11 protein-coding genes are annotated in these 15,322 nt (G+C 50.0%); 2 read left to right on the forward strand and 9 right to left on the reverse strand.

From position 1 onward, the window contains the following. Window positions 1-2: 2 nt before the first annotated feature. Window positions 3-302, reverse strand: a complete 300-nt coding sequence (locus IEV98_RS03495; RefSeq protein ID WP_188504527.1) for a Dabb family protein — start codon at window positions 300-302, stop codon at window positions 3-5. A gap of 353 nt (window positions 303-655) precedes the next feature. Here IEV98_RS03495 and IEV98_RS03500 point away from each other — a divergent pair, with 353 nt between their 5' ends. Beyond that, on the forward strand, window positions 656-796 hold the full coding sequence (locus tag IEV98_RS03500) for a hypothetical protein (RefSeq protein ID WP_188504528.1): 141 nt from the start codon (window positions 656-658) through the stop codon (window positions 794-796). A 127-nt stretch (window positions 797-923) separates the two neighbouring features. Here the strand turns inward: IEV98_RS03500 and IEV98_RS03505 are convergent, their stop codons facing one another. Further along, the gene (locus tag IEV98_RS03505; RefSeq protein WP_229738707.1) at window positions 924-1,418 is read right to left on the reverse strand and encodes a methylated-DNA--[protein]-cysteine S-methyltransferase; all 495 of its coding nucleotides are present in this window, start codon (window positions 1,416-1,418) and stop codon (window positions 924-926) included. Between the two features lie 39 nt (window positions 1,419-1,457). Between IEV98_RS03505 and IEV98_RS03510 the strand changes: the two genes are divergently transcribed. Next, window positions 1,458-2,339 (forward strand): bestrophin family protein, encoded by an 882-nt coding sequence (locus IEV98_RS03510; RefSeq protein WP_188504530.1) that lies wholly within the window; start codon window positions 1,458-1,460, stop codon window positions 2,337-2,339. A 15-nt stretch (window positions 2,340-2,354) separates the two neighbouring features. On the opposite strand, the gene lipA is transcribed toward IEV98_RS03510, so the two are convergent. The 7 genes from lipA to IEV98_RS03545 all read right to left on the reverse strand — a co-directional run bounded on the left by lipA (window position 2,355) and on the right by IEV98_RS03545 (window position 15,220). Continuing rightward, window positions 2,355-3,233: a lipoyl synthase gene (lipA, locus tag IEV98_RS03515; RefSeq protein ID WP_188504531.1), complete on the reverse strand. Its 879-nt coding sequence runs from the start codon at window positions 3,231-3,233 to the stop codon at window positions 2,355-2,357. An 83-nt stretch (window positions 3,234-3,316) separates the two neighbouring features. Further along, complete coding sequence (locus IEV98_RS03520; RefSeq protein WP_188504532.1) at window positions 3,317-4,396, reverse strand: family 20 glycosylhydrolase; 1,080 nt, start codon at window positions 4,394-4,396, stop codon at window positions 3,317-3,319. A 2-nt stretch (window positions 4,397-4,398) separates the two neighbouring features. Continuing rightward, window positions 4,399-8,634 (reverse strand): hybrid sensor histidine kinase/response regulator transcription factor, encoded by a 4,236-nt coding sequence (locus IEV98_RS03525; protein ID WP_188504533.1) that lies wholly within the window; start codon window positions 8,632-8,634, stop codon window positions 4,399-4,401. 46 nt (window positions 8,635-8,680) lie between these two features. Next, window positions 8,681-9,871, reverse strand: coding sequence for a glycoside hydrolase family 88 protein (locus IEV98_RS03530; RefSeq protein WP_188504534.1), 1,191 nt, complete (start codon window positions 9,869-9,871; stop codon window positions 8,681-8,683). Window positions 9,872-9,883: 12 nt separating this feature from the next. Continuing rightward, window positions 9,884-10,399: a hypothetical protein gene (locus IEV98_RS03535; protein WP_188504535.1), complete on the reverse strand. Its 516-nt coding sequence runs from the start codon at window positions 10,397-10,399 to the stop codon at window positions 9,884-9,886. 19 nt (window positions 10,400-10,418) lie between these two features. Then, entirely contained in the window at window positions 10,419-12,083 is a 1,665-nt protein-coding gene (locus IEV98_RS03540; RefSeq protein WP_188504536.1) for a RagB/SusD family nutrient uptake outer membrane protein, read from the reverse strand. A gap of 11 nt (window positions 12,084-12,094) precedes the next feature. After that, window positions 12,095-15,220 (reverse strand): SusC/RagA family TonB-linked outer membrane protein, encoded by a 3,126-nt coding sequence (locus IEV98_RS03545; RefSeq protein WP_188504537.1) that lies wholly within the window; start codon window positions 15,218-15,220, stop codon window positions 12,095-12,097. Window positions 15,221-15,322 lie beyond the last annotated feature (102 nt).

The raw sequence follows: 15,322 nt of genomic DNA on the forward strand, positions 1-15,322 counted from the left end.
AGCTATTTCACCACAAAGTCAAAGACAATCGCGCGCTCCAGACGGGGAACAACCACGTCTTTCGCTTGCTCATGGATGGGGTGCGGGAGATAAGCATCTCGGGACTCCTCGCTGTCGAACGTGATTAAAAACCCATGTGTAAAGCCATCATTCATCCCTTCAGGGCTGCTGTAAGGACCGTATTCCATGTCCAGCAGGCCAGGGATTTGCAAAACCAGCGCTTTCATCATGCGAAGACTTTCTTCAATCTCAGCCTCGCTGATTTCCTTCTTAAACACCAAAACACCAAAATGTCTGACCATAATTTATTGTCTATTTGATTTTACTCGCACATTCGGTTGAGCCCTTTGCCTGAAAAATCGATACCCTCCATCGCAAACACAACTTAACTGGAGTCAAAAGGTCTATAACAAACAAAAATAAACTAAAATCCCACCTAAACCCCTTAGGATATTGTCTTATTTTGGCTCTATTATATCCTTCTTTCTCAAAGGCTAGCCTAACCCAACAATCAAATTCGTTTGTCTATCCCGACAGTTTACCCCTATCAATTGCTCATGTATCAGATATCAGCGCGAAGCGCCTCCTGGAAGCCGTGTGAGCCCATTCCAATTAGCCCAGTCTTAGGTCAGGAAAAACGCAATCGATCTGGACAATGAGCGGAAGCCGTTCGCCAATCAGTCAATTGACCATCCGTTGGGACCACTCCGGCCAGGCAAGTGGTTCTGATCGGTTGATGCTGTTGCTATATGATGGTGAGATCTTCCGCTACTTCCGAGAGATCGGAACGATGTAAAGAAATGGAGACCTTGGAGGTAAAGCTGTTGCATTTCATGGAAAACCCCGGTCCACGTGTATGCCGCGTTCCGAAATACGATGTTTGATAAAATTTCCGATAGTGTGCATTGCGGTATCCTAGCACCCTAAAATAAGGATTGCTGCTTATAGGGGCTTTCATGCTCCAACAGCCATTTCTTACGCCATAGTCCGCCGGCATATCCAGTGAGCGACCCATCACTGCCGATGACGCGGTGGCAGGGCACGACAATCCAGAAGGGGTTTTGGCCGTTGGCTGCGGCCGCAGCGCGGATGGCCTTCATGTCGCCCAGCCTCCTAGAAAGCTCTAAGTAAGAAATGGTCTTTCCATAGGGGATGTTGAGCAATTCCTGCCAAACGCTTTTCTGGAAATCTGTGCCTTTAAGGTTGAGCTTCAATTCGAATAGCCGCCGTGTTCCGGAAAAATATTCCTGAAGCTGCACCACCGCCTCTTTCAAACAATCGGGAATTTCTACCGACGGGGCAACCGTATCTGATTTTAAGACCTGAACAGAAACAATGCCGGTTGCATCGCCTTGGATGGAGGTTACGCCAAGCGGTGTTTGGATGAACGCTTCTTGTGTTGCTGTGGTGTTTTTCACGTCATTCAAAGATACAGATTCTTTCGCTATGTTTGTGTTATGATTGTATACAACCCTAAGGATTGGATCCATGCTACGTTTACCCTGCATCGTTCGGATACGGTGCGCAAGCTATTCCCACTGATGGTGGTTATGGCGCTCTATTCTTGGGGTATTGCCTATTGGGAGTTGGAATACCTGAAGCTTTCCGAAAGGAGCTGGATAAGAAATATCACCATCCTCCATAACCTATTGGGATTTGTCATGTCGATCCTATTGGTATTCCGCACGAATACGGCGTATGATCGTTGGTGGGAGGCGCGCAAACAATGGGGGATGCTTACCAATGTGAGTCGTAATCTTGCCATCAAGGTGAACGCATTCCTCGCGCCGCAGGACGAGGCCAATCGGGATTTCTTTGAAAAAACCATCCCCATGTATGCCCACACGCTATTTGAGCACCTACGCTCCAATAAAACCCGGTTTATGTTGGACGAAAAAGCCCACCCCGAATTTGAGCATCTAGACAACAGGAAACATGGACCCAATCAGGTGGCATCCCTGATGTATAGCCGTACCAACCGATTGTATAGGGATGAGGTGCTTACGGGCGACCAATTGATTGTAATCAATAATGAACTGCTAGCACTAACGGATATCTGCGGTGCGTGTGAACGGATAAAGAACACACCGATTCCGTGGTCCTATAGTTCGTTTATCAAGAAATTCATCATCGTCTACGTGCTTACGCTGCCTATAGGATATGTATTTTCTATGGGATATTTCGTAATTGCAGCCGTACCGTTTGTATTTTACGTCATGGCATCCTTGGAGTTAATTGCGGAATCTATTGAAGATCCTTTTGGCAATGACCCCGACGACCTCCCGATAGACAAAATCAGCGAGAACATACGCAAACATATAACAGAAATAGTTCGCTGAAAGAGCGCGATTTTATTACATATCAAACAAGTGCTTCTCGGCATGATAGGATGAACGCACCAGCGGACCACTTTCCACATACTTAAAGCCCATCCGCAGTCCGATTTCTTGATAATAGTTGAACTGGATGGGGGTAATCCACTCCACTACGGGATGGTGGGCTTTCGTTGGTTGAAGATATTGTCCGAGCGTGAGGATGTGCACACCCGCTTCATATAGGTCGTTCATCGCCTCGATAACATCGGCTTCCGTTTCGCCAAACCCAAGCATGATGCCCGACTTAGTACGCAATCCGGCGGCGGATATGCGGCGCAGGCATTCCAGGCTACGGTCATATTTAGCCTGTATGCGCACTTCACGGGTGAGGCGACGCACGGTTTCGAGATTATGGGACACGACCTCCGGGCGTACCGCCAGTACGCGTTCGAGGTTTTCCCATTGACCCTTGAAATCCGGGATCAGGGTCTCCAATGTGGTATCGGGGCTTTCCCGGCGGATGGCATTGACCGTTTCCGCCCAAATTATAGATCCGCCGTCCTTCAGGTCATCGCGGTCTACCGACGTGATGACACAGTGCTTCACCTCCATGAGTTTGACGGACTGGGCTACCCGATTGGGCTCGTCCAAATCGACCGCCAAGGGCCGTCCGGTAGCCACAGCGCAAAACGAACAGGAGCGCGTGCAGATGTTGCCCAATATCATGAATGTCGCTGTACCCGCTCCCCAGCATTCGCCCATATTCGGGCAGTTGCCACTCTCGCAAATGGTATGCAGCTTGTGTTCGTCTACCAAACTGCGCACATGCCGATATTCCTTGCCTACGGGGAGTTTTACGCGCAACCAATCGGGCTTGCGCTGCAATTGGTTCGCCGGTATCACGGGGAGTTCAATCATAAAGCAAAGTTAGGGATTAATATTGAATTTCCTGACAGCCGGATGATGCCCTGCATTAATCTGACGTTCCTTAAACATTCATGTTAGCGCTTCCCGATTTCAGCAAACAGCGCCTTGAAGCAAGCGGTTTCACTTTCCGCCGCCGGCGGCTTAATGCCGTAAAATTCATCGAGAAACGAATCGGCACCAGACCAGACGGTTTGCATCAGGCCACCGAAACGGGGGGCCATCTCTGTAGTTGCCTGCTGCCTGAAACTGACCATATCCTGCAATTGTGCCGTCGCTACAGCTCCCTTTTTCCAAGGGCAGGTTACCACAGAAAAACCCTTCATGGCAAAATATACGGCAGTCTGCAGGGGTTGATCGTAATGCCAGTCGCAGATCATCACTCCCTTATTGATCAGGTCTATCGCCCGATGGGTATTGTTCATGCTGGCTTCCCACATGCCGATTCCGGTCATCTTGCCGTCGATGAGGCGGTCGCCCCACATCCAGAGCTGGCGATCCGTCCTCGCCAAATGGTCCGCAATCTTGTTGACCTCGTTGGCATACAACTCAGCCTTATCCCTACCCGCACAACGCGCGCAGCTATCATGGCCGATATAAAACACTTCATCCATGCCCGCATGGAAGGCGTCGGTTTCGAAAACATCGCAGATTTCATCGACCAAATCAAAGACCACGTCGTGCACTTCGGGGTGCAGCGGGCAATAGCTCTTACAGTACAGCCCATCGGCGTTAGGCCACTCGTACTCCACAGGCATTTCCACATGGGGGGTCTCATCAAACTGTGGATATACCGTGAGTAATTTCCCGGCTTTACCGGCCCAGGATTGGTGGCCAAGCAGATTGATCTGTGGGATGATGCGAATGGCGTTTTTCTGGCAGACCGCCACCAGTTGTTTAACCTCCGCTTTGGATAATGCAGCTTCATCACGCAGTTCGGGCCGACTTTCAAACTCGTAATTGTAGTCTATCCGTAACACCAACGTATTCACCCCCCTTGGCGCCAGTTCCTCATCAATGAAGTTAACAAATTCGAGCAACCGATCAGGGCTCGGTGCAGCGATACAAAAACCCCTGACGGAAAGCTGGCTTTGGCCGTAAGCGATTTGACAAACAAACAAAGCCAAGCATACGAAAGTAGAATTGATTATATGCATAGTTAAAACGAATTGATTTTCTGTGTGAGTACCTGCTGTTGTTCATCGGTATCCAGCGCGGCATACTCGCTTGGCGACTTGCCAAAATAGTTTTTGAATGATTTTCCAAAATATTTCGGGTCGCTAAATCCGACTTGATAAGCTATCTGGCTCACGGGAAGGGTGCCTTGGACAAGAAGTTGAGCTGCTTTCCTAAGCCTGAGCACGTTGATGAGTTCAATAACGCTCAGGTCAGTCATCTGTTTCAATTTGCGGTACAATACAGGTCGGCTCATACCCAATTCACTGGCCAATGCATTGACGTTGAACTGGGGCTCCGCCAGGTTGTCTTCGATTAGCCTGACGACTTTCCCCAAAAATTGCTGGTCAGTGTCTGGCTCGTGGAGGGCCTGACGCGGCATAAGCACATAGTCACGGATGAATTTCTTACGGAAGCGTTCGCGCGCCGCTAAACTGTTGCGGATTTTGAGGGAAAGCACGTCGAGATAGAAGGGTTTGGTGATGTAATCATCGCTGCCATACCGCAATCCCTCGATGATACTTTCCACGGAAGTCCGCGCTGTGAGCAGCAATACCGGAATGTGATTGGTAGCTACATGTTGTTTGATTTGCTTCAATAACGATATGCCGTCCGACACAGGCATCATGATGTCGGTAATCACCAAATCGGGCAATTCGGATTTGACCAACTGCCAACCCTGCAGGCCGTCGGCCGCTTCCATTATGGCATAATCGGTTTCGAGACTACCGGCAATGAGTGTTCGTATCTCGGCATTGTCTTCTACAACAAGGATAAGCGGGCGATGTGCGCCCACGCGGTTATCTGCCACCTCATCGGCAATGGCCAGATCAGACACACTGCGATCAGGGAGTGGGGTAGCTCCGCGATGGGGGTCTTCGGTATGGCGGCATACGACGTGTCGCTCATCCAGGTATGCGTTGCCCAGTGGAAGCTGTACGGTAAAACAGGTGTATGTGGGCTTGTCACTACCATAATAGCTTTCTACAGCAATTTCACCCCCATGCATTTCCGTGACATTTTTTGCGAGCGCTAAACCTATTCCAGAGCCCAAATGCCCCCGCCTTTGCTCATTACCCGTATGGAGTTGATAGTAAAACTCAAAAATAGATGCCAGTTTGTCATTGGGAATCCCCTTGCCATTATCCCATACGCGAACGATGACTGAACCTGCAGCATATTTATCTGTGGGTTCGATTTTTTCGATCGACAGTCTCACGTTACCCCCTACGGGTGCAAATTTGAACGCATTGGAAAGCAAATTGTAAATCACCTTTTCCAATTGGTCGACATCGAACCATGCCGCTATGGCTGTAATCGGTTTACTATAATCAAAACGGATATGTTGTTCTTCAGCATAATGTCTAAATTCGGCAGCAATCCGGTCAATAAATACGACGAGGTCATGTGATGATACTGCCAGCTTGAAATTACCGCTTTCCTGCTTACGGAAGTCCAGCAATTGATTGACCAGATTGAGCAGCCGCAGAGAGTTATTTTTCACCGTAACCATCATCGTCCGCGCGTTTTCCTCCAACTTCATATGGGCAAGCAAGTGCTGCACAGGGGCGAGAATAAGGGTAAGTGGTGTACGGAATTCATGGGAGATACTGGTAAAAAAATTGAGTTTGATTTCGTTGATCTCCTGCTGTCTTTCATTCTCGAGGTGTTCTAACTGCAATTGATGTTCCAGCCGGCTCCTGATCTTGGTAAACCGGACAATCACATACAAGGCGGTTGTTACCAATGCTGCATAGCAAAGATATGCCCACCAGGTTTTCCATGGGGGAGGTAATATTTTAATCGTCAACCTGTTCGGCACTTCATTCCAAATGCCATCGTTGCTGGAACCCTTTGCCAACAGGGTATATGTACCTGCATGTAGGTTGGTGTAAGTAGCAAAAGGGACATCTACATAGTTCCATTGATTTTCCAATCCATCCAGGCGGTAAGCGTATCTATTCTTTTCGGGGAGCACAAAGTTGAGTGCCGAAAATTCTACGGTAAAGATATTTTGAGCATGGTTGAGTACAATTGTATCGGTTATCGAAATGGGCTTTTCCAAGATGGTGCTACTCCCCGGCACCACCGATTGGTTGAACAATCGAAAATCGGTAAACACAATCGGTGGGATGTAGCTGCTTACACTGAAATCCCGCGGATGAAAAGAAGTAAGTCCATGTGAGCCGCCAAAAACCAGCTGGCCATCCGAGGTTTTGCAGTAAGCACCGATGGAAAATTCATTGCCACCGATACCATCCTTGGTATTGTAGGATTTGACAACACCGGATATGGGGTCAAAGCAACAGATGCCGTTATTGGTACTCAGCCATAGTTGGCCGCGATTGTCCTCCAAAATACCGAAAATATTATTGCCGGGTAGGCCCTCCCGGTCTGAAATACGATTGAATTCCCCCGTATCAAAATGATATTGATTCAATCCATTTTTATAGGTACCAAACCACACCCGGCGTTGACTGTCTTCGAAGATACTGATGATGATATTGCCGCTGATACTTTTGGAGTCGTCAAGCGAAAACCGAAAAACCTCAAAGTGGTCTGTCCCTGCCCGCCTAAGGTTTAATCCATCCTCTGTGCCTACCCACAGGTTGCCACGGCTATCTGTGAAAACGGTCCGTACCAGATCGGAGCTGATGTGGTAACGGCCTGTCTTGGCCGCTCGGTAGCTCTCAAATTGCAGATTACGGCCCGGTTTTTTTAGATTAAGCCCCCCACCGTACGTGCCAAACCACAGATTTCCCTGTCCATCTTCTTTTATTGCATAGACGTTGTTGTTAGATAGCGAATGAGAGACCGACGGATCATGCCGAATATGCTGGAATATTTGGGTTCCTTTCTTTAGCAAATTCACTCCTCCGGCATAGGTACCTACCCACAAATTGCCTTGCGTGTCGAGATGCAAGGATTTGACGTGATTGTGGCTTAGTGAGCCCGGATCCTTTGGATTGTGTTTGAAATGATAGGATACCTGGCCAGAACGGTTCATGTAATTCAATCCGCCACCTTCGGTACCTACCCATAGATTTTGATTATTATCCTCCAAAATGCCGCTCACTACATTATAGCTCAAGCTGCTCACGTATGGACTGTGGGTGTAGTTTTGGAAAGTGGGAATATGCCGATCAAAGACACATACACCACCATAATAAGTACCTATCCAAACTGATCCGCGCGTATCTTGAAAAATGGGCCTTATGGAATTGTTGCTGAGTGAAAACTGGTCGTAATCATTGGCCAGATAGGTTAAGAATCCATTTTCTTTCGTGTAATAGTTCAGACCATTGATGGTGCCTATCCAGTAGCCGCCGAAGCGATCTTTAAGAATCGACCGCACGTCGTTGCTGGCCAGCGACAGCCCGTTGGCTTGTGGCTGATGGGTAAGGTATTCAAACCTACCGGTATGGGTATCGTACACGTTGATGCCGCCCTCCTTGGTTCCAAACCAAAAAATACCGTCGGCGACTTCTTGTACAACCCGCACGTCATCGCTATTCAACTCGCCGGTACGATGCCGGAAGTGACGGGTAAGCCTCAGCGAACGCCCGCGCTGATACGGGTCAAAAATCAATACACCATTAACCGTGCTTAGCCAAATGTTCCCATCATCATCTTCGTAGAATGACTGGACATTATTACATCCCATCGGCACATGTTGTTCGCTGTACATAGTGGCATCGAAGACCAGTGTGAGCTGCCCGGGGCTTGCTTTGTCATCGAGGCAATACAACCCTTGAGAGGTAGCAAACCACACCCGCCCCCGACGGTCCTCAACGATAGCCGATACGATCGGTTCCGACAGGCGGTTGCCTGATTGATTGTTGACGAGCGGAAACCGCACGAAGCGGTCCCGGTTCCTATCGTAACAATTAACGCCAGCGCTGGTGCCCACCCATAACCGCTTTTTGCTATCTTCCAGGAGTGACAGGATGTAATTGTCGGTGAGCGAGGTAGTATCCGACGGGGTATTCCGATAGGTAATAAACGTTCGCGCATCGTACCGGTTCAGTCCATCTCTTGTGCCCACCCACATGAAGCCGAGGTAGTCTTGGCAAAGTGAGAACACACTGCTTTGCGACAGCCCCTCCCGAAGCCCGATGCGTGTAAACTTCGCAGGTCCTTCCACGGTTTGGCCAAATCCCAGGCTTCCGTACAACAACAGCGCGGCAAGAAAGCAGAAACGTACGGCAACGGCGTGCATCGTCAATCAATTAATAGCTATCCATTGGAATTGCAATATCGAAAAATTAGTCGAGTTTACGCAAACCTGAAAGCTCCCGCCTCCGCAAGAGCGCCTCCAGAAAGTAGTAATCGGCATAAATCAGTGGCACATCAACCTCCGAATCCGCAGGCTTCGACCCGGTACTGTGTAGCAAGATAAATCCGCTGTGGGTACCTGTACGAGCGGTAGAGGCCGCGGCAAGGTTACGGACAATACCGTCCGCAAAGCTGTGGAATGTGTCAGCTGCTGAATCGAAGGTGCTAAGCTCATATAGCGCTGAAGCGATAACGGCTGCCGCAGAAGCGTCTCGGGGTTCATCAGGAATGCCCGGTGCGTCGAAATCCCAATAAGGAATACCATCTGACGGCATATGGGAATGCGTCATCAGCCATCGGGCAACGGCTATCGCTTTGTCCAGATAACGCTTATCTTTCGTTTCCCGATAACACATCGTATAACCGTATAATGCCCATGCCTGTCCCCTTGCCCATGTCGATTCGTCGGCATAGCCCTGATGGGTATTACGGTGTTGAATCTCGCCCGTTTGAGGATTGTAATCGATAACATGGTATGTACCGCCATCGGGGCGAAAGTGATTTCTCAACGTGGTATTGGCATGCGACACGGCGATATGATAGAAGGAGGAATCCCCTGTAAGCCGTGTAGCCGCGAACAGCAACTCCAGGTTGAGCATATTATCGATGATGACGGGGAAGTCCCAACGGTGGCTGTTGTGATCCCAGGACCTGAGGCAACCCACTACGGGATTGAATCGCGTAGACAGTGTCTGCGCCGCCTGAATGATGACTTTCCGGTACGCGCTGTCGCCGGTGAGGTGATAACCGTTACCGAAGCTGCAATAGATTTTGAACCCCATATCGTGGGTACGCCCGTTGTATTTTTCACTTTCCAGCTTCGTTGTAGCTTCCCGTGCCGCCTCCAGCCATTTGCCATCGTTCGTAGTTGCATATAACTGCCACAATATTCCCGGGAAAAAGCCACTCGTCCAGTCGCTGGCCGGCACCAGCACCAACCGGCCAGCGGTATCCAATGTACGGGGAGACACCCGGCCATCGGCGGCGAGCCGCTGGGTTTCCGCCAACAGCAAGGTGACCTGTTCTTCACTGTAGCGGATGATCCGATCCACGTCGACCTCCTGTGAGCGGCCAACGTGGGTGAGGAGCAACGCGATTCCCATGATGAGTGTTGTCTTCATAGATCAAGATCGCTATTCAATGGTTAATGTTCGCCTGAAAGCCGTTGAGAAGATATCGACGCGGTAATCCGGCGTGATATTATCCTCAAAATTGATTTCGACCACGCGTGTCCCCGGTTCTGGATTGTTGAGCAATTTCACATACACCGCGCCCGTAGCTTTTTTGGCTTGTGGGAACGTGATGGAATATTTGCCGTCGCTATTGGGCTGTATGGTATTTCCATCACTGTCTACTAGCTCGAAATCCACGCCCAAGACGGCCGGATTGGGTACATCGGGTGTCACCACAGCATAGTGGGCCACGGCATCGTAGCCCCGTGTGAATGACGAATAAAATTGTACCGGGAATTTCACCAATTCGGCCTGACTTCTATTCACCGTCACTGCACTGTTATTATTGGGCACATACACGATGTAATAATGGTGTTCGTATTCCGGCAGACCCGCGGGATAATCCTTGTCCTCGCAGGCAAAAAACAATCCGCCTGCCACCATGAGCAAAGTAATCAATATATTTCGTGTTTTCATTGTCGTTATCATTTTATGGTTATTGCCAATTTGGATTCTGTACTACGCTTCCACCACTTAGTGTAATCTCATTGAATGGTATCGGGTAGCGGTAGTCCCGATCAGTATTAAACGAGCGGACATTGGTATCTTCGACAATCAATACGCCATCATCGTTGATATTCAACGTGGACGGATCGGCTCCCACCCAATCTTCCGCGTCAAACTTGGCGCCGAGCAATTGCCCACCCAACTGAACCTCGGCCGTTTTCCAGCGGATAAGGTCGTCGTAACGGAATCCCTCCAAGGCGAGTTCAACGGTCCGCTCGCGGCGGATCTCTTCACGCATATCCAGGTTGTTGGCCTCAGCAAACGCGTTGGTCAAACGCGCTTCGAAACCAGCCCGCTGCCGTAGCGCATTGATGGTGAGGTCGAGGTCGGCATCGCTGATGGCGCCGTCCAATTCGTATTTCGCCTCGGCGTAGATCAATAACACCTCCCCATAGCGGATGAGGATTTTATCTACCGTACCTGCGCCATTGGTTTGCCAATCTTCGACATTGAACCCCTTCTTGGCGGCATAGGCCGAACGCGAACCGAGAGTGGTTGTCGGCACCCATGGTCCTTTGTACGCCTGCTCTTCAGCTTGGAAAAGCGTCATGGCCAAGCGGGGGTCGCGGTTTTCGAAGATGGCATTATAGCTATCTTCTTCGCCTTCTTCCACGAAATGCACAGAACGTGTTGCCGAGGGTTGGTTTTGCCCATTAAAGGCCGGCAAGCCATCCGTATAGAGGTATTGGCGTACCAGATTCCGTGTCGGTGCATTCCGCCCATTTTCCATGTCGCGGGAATAGTTGTGGCCCACAATCAGGTTGGAAGGGCTCACGCCATAGGTTTTCACGAAGATGTTTTCCGTGTTGGAAGGCCCTTCGGCTTCATGCTGGAAAAGCCCGTCATACGTGGGATAAAGTTGATGGCCCTCGGCCATGACCGCCTGCGCGGCCTGTACAGCATTATTGAGGTGCGGCTGCCAATCGCCATCGTTGTGGAATTTGGCACGTGTACCCACATATAGCGCCACGCGTGCCTTTAATGCCAGCGCACTGCTTTTGGTAGCCCGGCCATATTGGTTTCCGGGCAGTTCATGATGGCTGGGTAACCATTGGGCGGCAAAATCGAGGTCATCATAGATCGCTTGGATAACTTCGGCCTTGGGCGTACGTGGCATGGTCAGCTCCGGCGCATCGGTATCCAGTGTTTTCAGCAGCAGGGGTACATCGCCGTACTTCTGCACGAGACCGAAATAGGCACTTGCCCTGAAAAAGCGGGCTTCACCGAAATAGCGGTTTTTGACTTCGTCGGAAACCTGCGCCTTTACGCCCTTCTCCAGGATGTTGTTTGCGGTAAAGATATCGCGGTATGGGTCGCTCCAATCGCCGCTCGTATTGGGTATGGTGCGGGTGCCATTGCTGACACTATTGGCGGTTTGGTTCACGTTATCATCGCCACGCGCATCCAGTTGAAATCCGGCCAATAGCTGATAATGCCGGTTGGTTGCATTCATCAGATCGGTTTCCGTGTTCCAGAAATCCACATCGCTAAACTGCGTTTCCGGGAAGCGATCCAAGCTACAGCTGCCAACAAGCGATAGCGCACATAAGGATGAAATCCAGATCAAACTTTTGGTCTTATTGGGATAATTCATGGTCGTACAGATTAAAAGGTGAGGTTTAAACCAAAGGAAAATGAACGATAAAACGGATAGGTAGTCGCGCCTGTGTTATTGCCCACTTCCGGATCGAATACACGCAACACATCCGTTTTTTCCCAGAGGTCCTGCCCAGAAAAATAAATCCGCAACCGTTGGATACCAGTCCATCGGATCGGCACGGTGTATCCCAGTTGGAGGTTCTTCAGCCGGATATACGTACCGTTTTGTGCCCAACGATCGGACGATCGGTAATTGTGTGCACTGGTCTGGTACATCCGCGGGAAATAGGCATCCGGGTTTTCGGGTGTCCACCGATCCATGTGGATGGTCCAGGGCATATCTGCTGTACCCAACATCGGGGAAAGCGTGCCTTCGTTGATGAGAAAGCTGCGCTTCGCGGCACCTTGGAAAAATATGGAGAAATCGAAGTTTTTCCAGTTGAAACCTAAGTCCAGGCCATACGTATAACGCGCATTGGTGGTACCCAGATACACCAAGTCGCCCGGATTCTCGGGTGTGCCTTCGCCGGCATTGATGCTACCGTCACCGTCGACATCCAGGTACTTAATATCTCCTGCGCCGGCATTCCCTGGAAAAAAGGGTGTGGTAACTTGCTGTTTATAAGCTTCATATTCTTCGTTGGTTTGGAAAAAACCATCCGTGCGGTATCCCCAAACGCTATTGAGCGGATACCCTTCCAATAAATTGACGACACCGCCATTACCGATGGAGTTACGGCCGTCATACCGCACAAGTTCATTTTGGTTGTCTGAAATATTAAAGCCGATCCGGTAATCGAAACTATTGATCCGATCCCGCCACCGCACATCAAACTCCCACCCCCAACTTTTCAGCTCACCGATGTTCATGGAGGGCACGTTCACGCCGATGAGGTTAGGGAGGTTTAATTCAGCCAACATATCCTTATTCCGTTTTACATAATAATCGGCCGTAAGCGTTAATCGATCACGTAGGAATCCGGCGTCTACACCGATATTAGACTGTTGTACCGTTTCCCACGTCTTTTGGGGTGAGGCTAGCTGATTTTGGAAGAAATACTGTGTACGAATATCGTTGAACACCAAGTTGGATTGGTTAGTAACGGTGAGCCCGCTGGTTAAGAGTGCGATGTAGTCATACAGCCCCAGCACGGCCCCATTGCCTAATTGGCCCCAAGAGCCCCGGAGCTTAAGTGCGGAGATTACCGACTGATTTTGCATAAAATCTTCCTGATCGATACGCCAAGCCGCAGAAAACGAAGGAAACAATTGCCACCGGTTTTCAGGTGCTAATCGTGAGCTGCCATCATGCCGGAAAGAGGCCTCCAGTAGGTATTTTTCCCGAAAGTTATAGTTGAGGCGACCAAAGAACGAGCCGATTGCCCAGGTTTCCACCAGATCCTTATTGGTCTTTGTCAACGGGTCTGCGAAGTTAAAGCTGAAGAAATCATTGGTAATCATCGACTGCGCACCTGCCGAAAACTCGTCCTTGCGGTACTCTTCAAAGGAAGCACCGCCCAGTAGGGTAAAGTGATGTGCATCGGCTAATGACAGGTTGTAGGTAAATACACCTTGAAGGTTATTGTGGTATCCCCGGTTTTTCACCATGGCCTTGGTGTTTGGGTCGTGAATGCGGAACCGCACGGTATTGGTACTCCGTCCATACCAAAGCAAGGTACGGCTGTCGTTCTCCATGGAGTAATAGTCCTGGTTACGCCAGCCGGACAAGTCGAATGTCAGCCCTTTAACAAGGTTTTGCACTTTGAGATTCAGCCGTCCGGTAAAGGATTCATAATACCGTTGTTCCAAACCGGCATTTTTCTCGATATCCACCGCATTGATCTGGAGGTCGCCGTTGTAAGGCTGGCCAGTAATGTCCTCTTCGGGCACATACAGGCTTTGGCGGGCCCGGCTGCGGTAAAGACGATTGATGATCTGGTCGGTACCATAGGCATTTTCATTGACGATGGAGCCGATATAGCCCGCCACGACCTCTACACTTAGGTACTTGTTGAGCTCGGCATTAATGTTGGCTTTCAGGTTATATCGCGAATTATCATCAGGCCCGTAGCGAAGTACTCCATCGCGCTTATAATAACCGCCGGACACCAGGTAATTCATCTTATCCGTGCCGCCACCCAAAGAAAGGGTATGGTTTTGCATGGAATTTACTTTGTCCATCCCTTCTTTCAGCCAATTGTTGTTGCCAAAGTATTCCCAGCGGTCCTGTGTGGGGTTGGGACGTACGGAGAAGTTGGGATTGCTCACCCACTCCAGTTGCTCTTCGCTAAACTCGGGGTTTCCGGTGGCGTTCCGGCGTGATTCATCGATGAGAATCTGCTCGTCCCATGAATTAAGTCGCTCGGGTTGGCGGGCGGTCACGTTGATTCCATAGTAGCTATTGAAATTTATGCGTGTTTTTCCAGCGGTACCCTTTTTGGTAGTGATTAAGACAACGCCTCCTGCAGCCCGTGCACCGTAGATCGCGGAAGCTGAAGCATCCTTCAACACCGAAATGGATTCGATGTCATCTGGGTTCAGCAGGTTCATGTCCATTTGGATGCCATCCACCAGCACCAATGCATTGGTGGCATTGGATGAGGAGAATCCACGGACGCGGATACCATAACCCTCTGCTCCAGGCTTACCGCTGCCCCTTACCACGGTTACTCCAGGGGCAACACCCTGCAAAGCGCCAGTGACATTGGCTACCGGTCTGTTCATCAAGGCATCTCCACTGATTTGTGCCACCGCACCGGTGAGGTTTACTTTCTTTTGTGTGCCGTAACCGACCACGACCACTTCATCCAAAGCCGACACATCCTCCTCGAGGATGACGTCGATGGTTGCGCGGTTGTTGATGGCGATTTCCTGCGGCGCACTGCCCAACAAAGTAAACACCAGTACGGCATCGCCCGCGGTGCCGATTCGGTAGTTGCCTTGGGCATCCGATGCCGTAGCCGTACCGGCACCTTTTACCGTCACACTGACGCCCGGCGCAGGCGTGCCGTCTTGGAAGCGGACTTTTCCGGTCACGGTGATGGGCGATTGTGCGTAGGCCAAGCCAGCCCAACCTACCAACAGCGCGATTACGAAACCGTAGCTTCGTCTTTTTGTAAAACGTTTGCTCATCTGTATAGGTTTATATGAGTTTATAAAATAGTTACCGGTAGCAAAAGTACCCGCGGGTAAGCCTTGTAATGGGGTAATTATCGGTTGAATGTGGGGTAAAAA

The organism is Parapedobacter pyrenivorans, assembly GCF_014636865.1.
GTDB lineage: Bacteria > Bacteroidota > Bacteroidia > Sphingobacteriales > Sphingobacteriaceae > Parapedobacter > Parapedobacter pyrenivorans.

What these genes read in the sequence shown, in the direction of transcription:
- IEV98_RS03525 (WP_188504533.1), bottom strand. Translation starts at nt 8,634, where the DNA reads ATGCACGCCGTTGCCGTACGTTTCTGCTTTCTTGCCGCGCTGTTGTTG.
- IEV98_RS03545 (WP_188504537.1), bottom strand. Translation starts at nt 15,220, where the DNA reads ATGAGCAAACGTTTTACAAAAAGACGAAGCTACGGTTTCGTAATCGCG.
- IEV98_RS03520 (WP_188504532.1), bottom strand. Translation starts at nt 4,396, where the DNA reads ATGCATATAATCAATTCTACTTTCGTATGCTTGGCTTTGTTTGTTTGT.
- lipA (WP_188504531.1), bottom strand. Translation starts at nt 3,233, where the DNA reads ATGATTGAACTCCCCGTGATACCGGCGAACCAATTGCAGCGCAAGCCC.
- IEV98_RS03530 (WP_188504534.1), bottom strand. Translation starts at nt 9,871, where the DNA reads ATGAAGACAACACTCATCATGGGAATCGCGTTGCTCCTCACCCACGTT.
- IEV98_RS03535 (WP_188504535.1), bottom strand. Translation starts at nt 10,399, where the DNA reads ATGAAAACACGAAATATATTGATTACTTTGCTCATGGTGGCAGGCGGA.
- IEV98_RS03500 (WP_188504528.1), top strand. Translation starts at nt 656, where the DNA reads ATGAGCGGAAGCCGTTCGCCAATCAGTCAATTGACCATCCGTTGGGAC.
- IEV98_RS03495 (WP_188504527.1), bottom strand. Translation starts at nt 302, where the DNA reads ATGGTCAGACATTTTGGTGTTTTGGTGTTTAAGAAGGAAATCAGCGAG.
- IEV98_RS03510 (WP_188504530.1), top strand. Translation starts at nt 1,458, where the DNA reads ATGATTGTATACAACCCTAAGGATTGGATCCATGCTACGTTTACCCTG.
- IEV98_RS03540 (WP_188504536.1), bottom strand. Translation starts at nt 12,083, where the DNA reads ATGAATTATCCCAATAAGACCAAAAGTTTGATCTGGATTTCATCCTTA.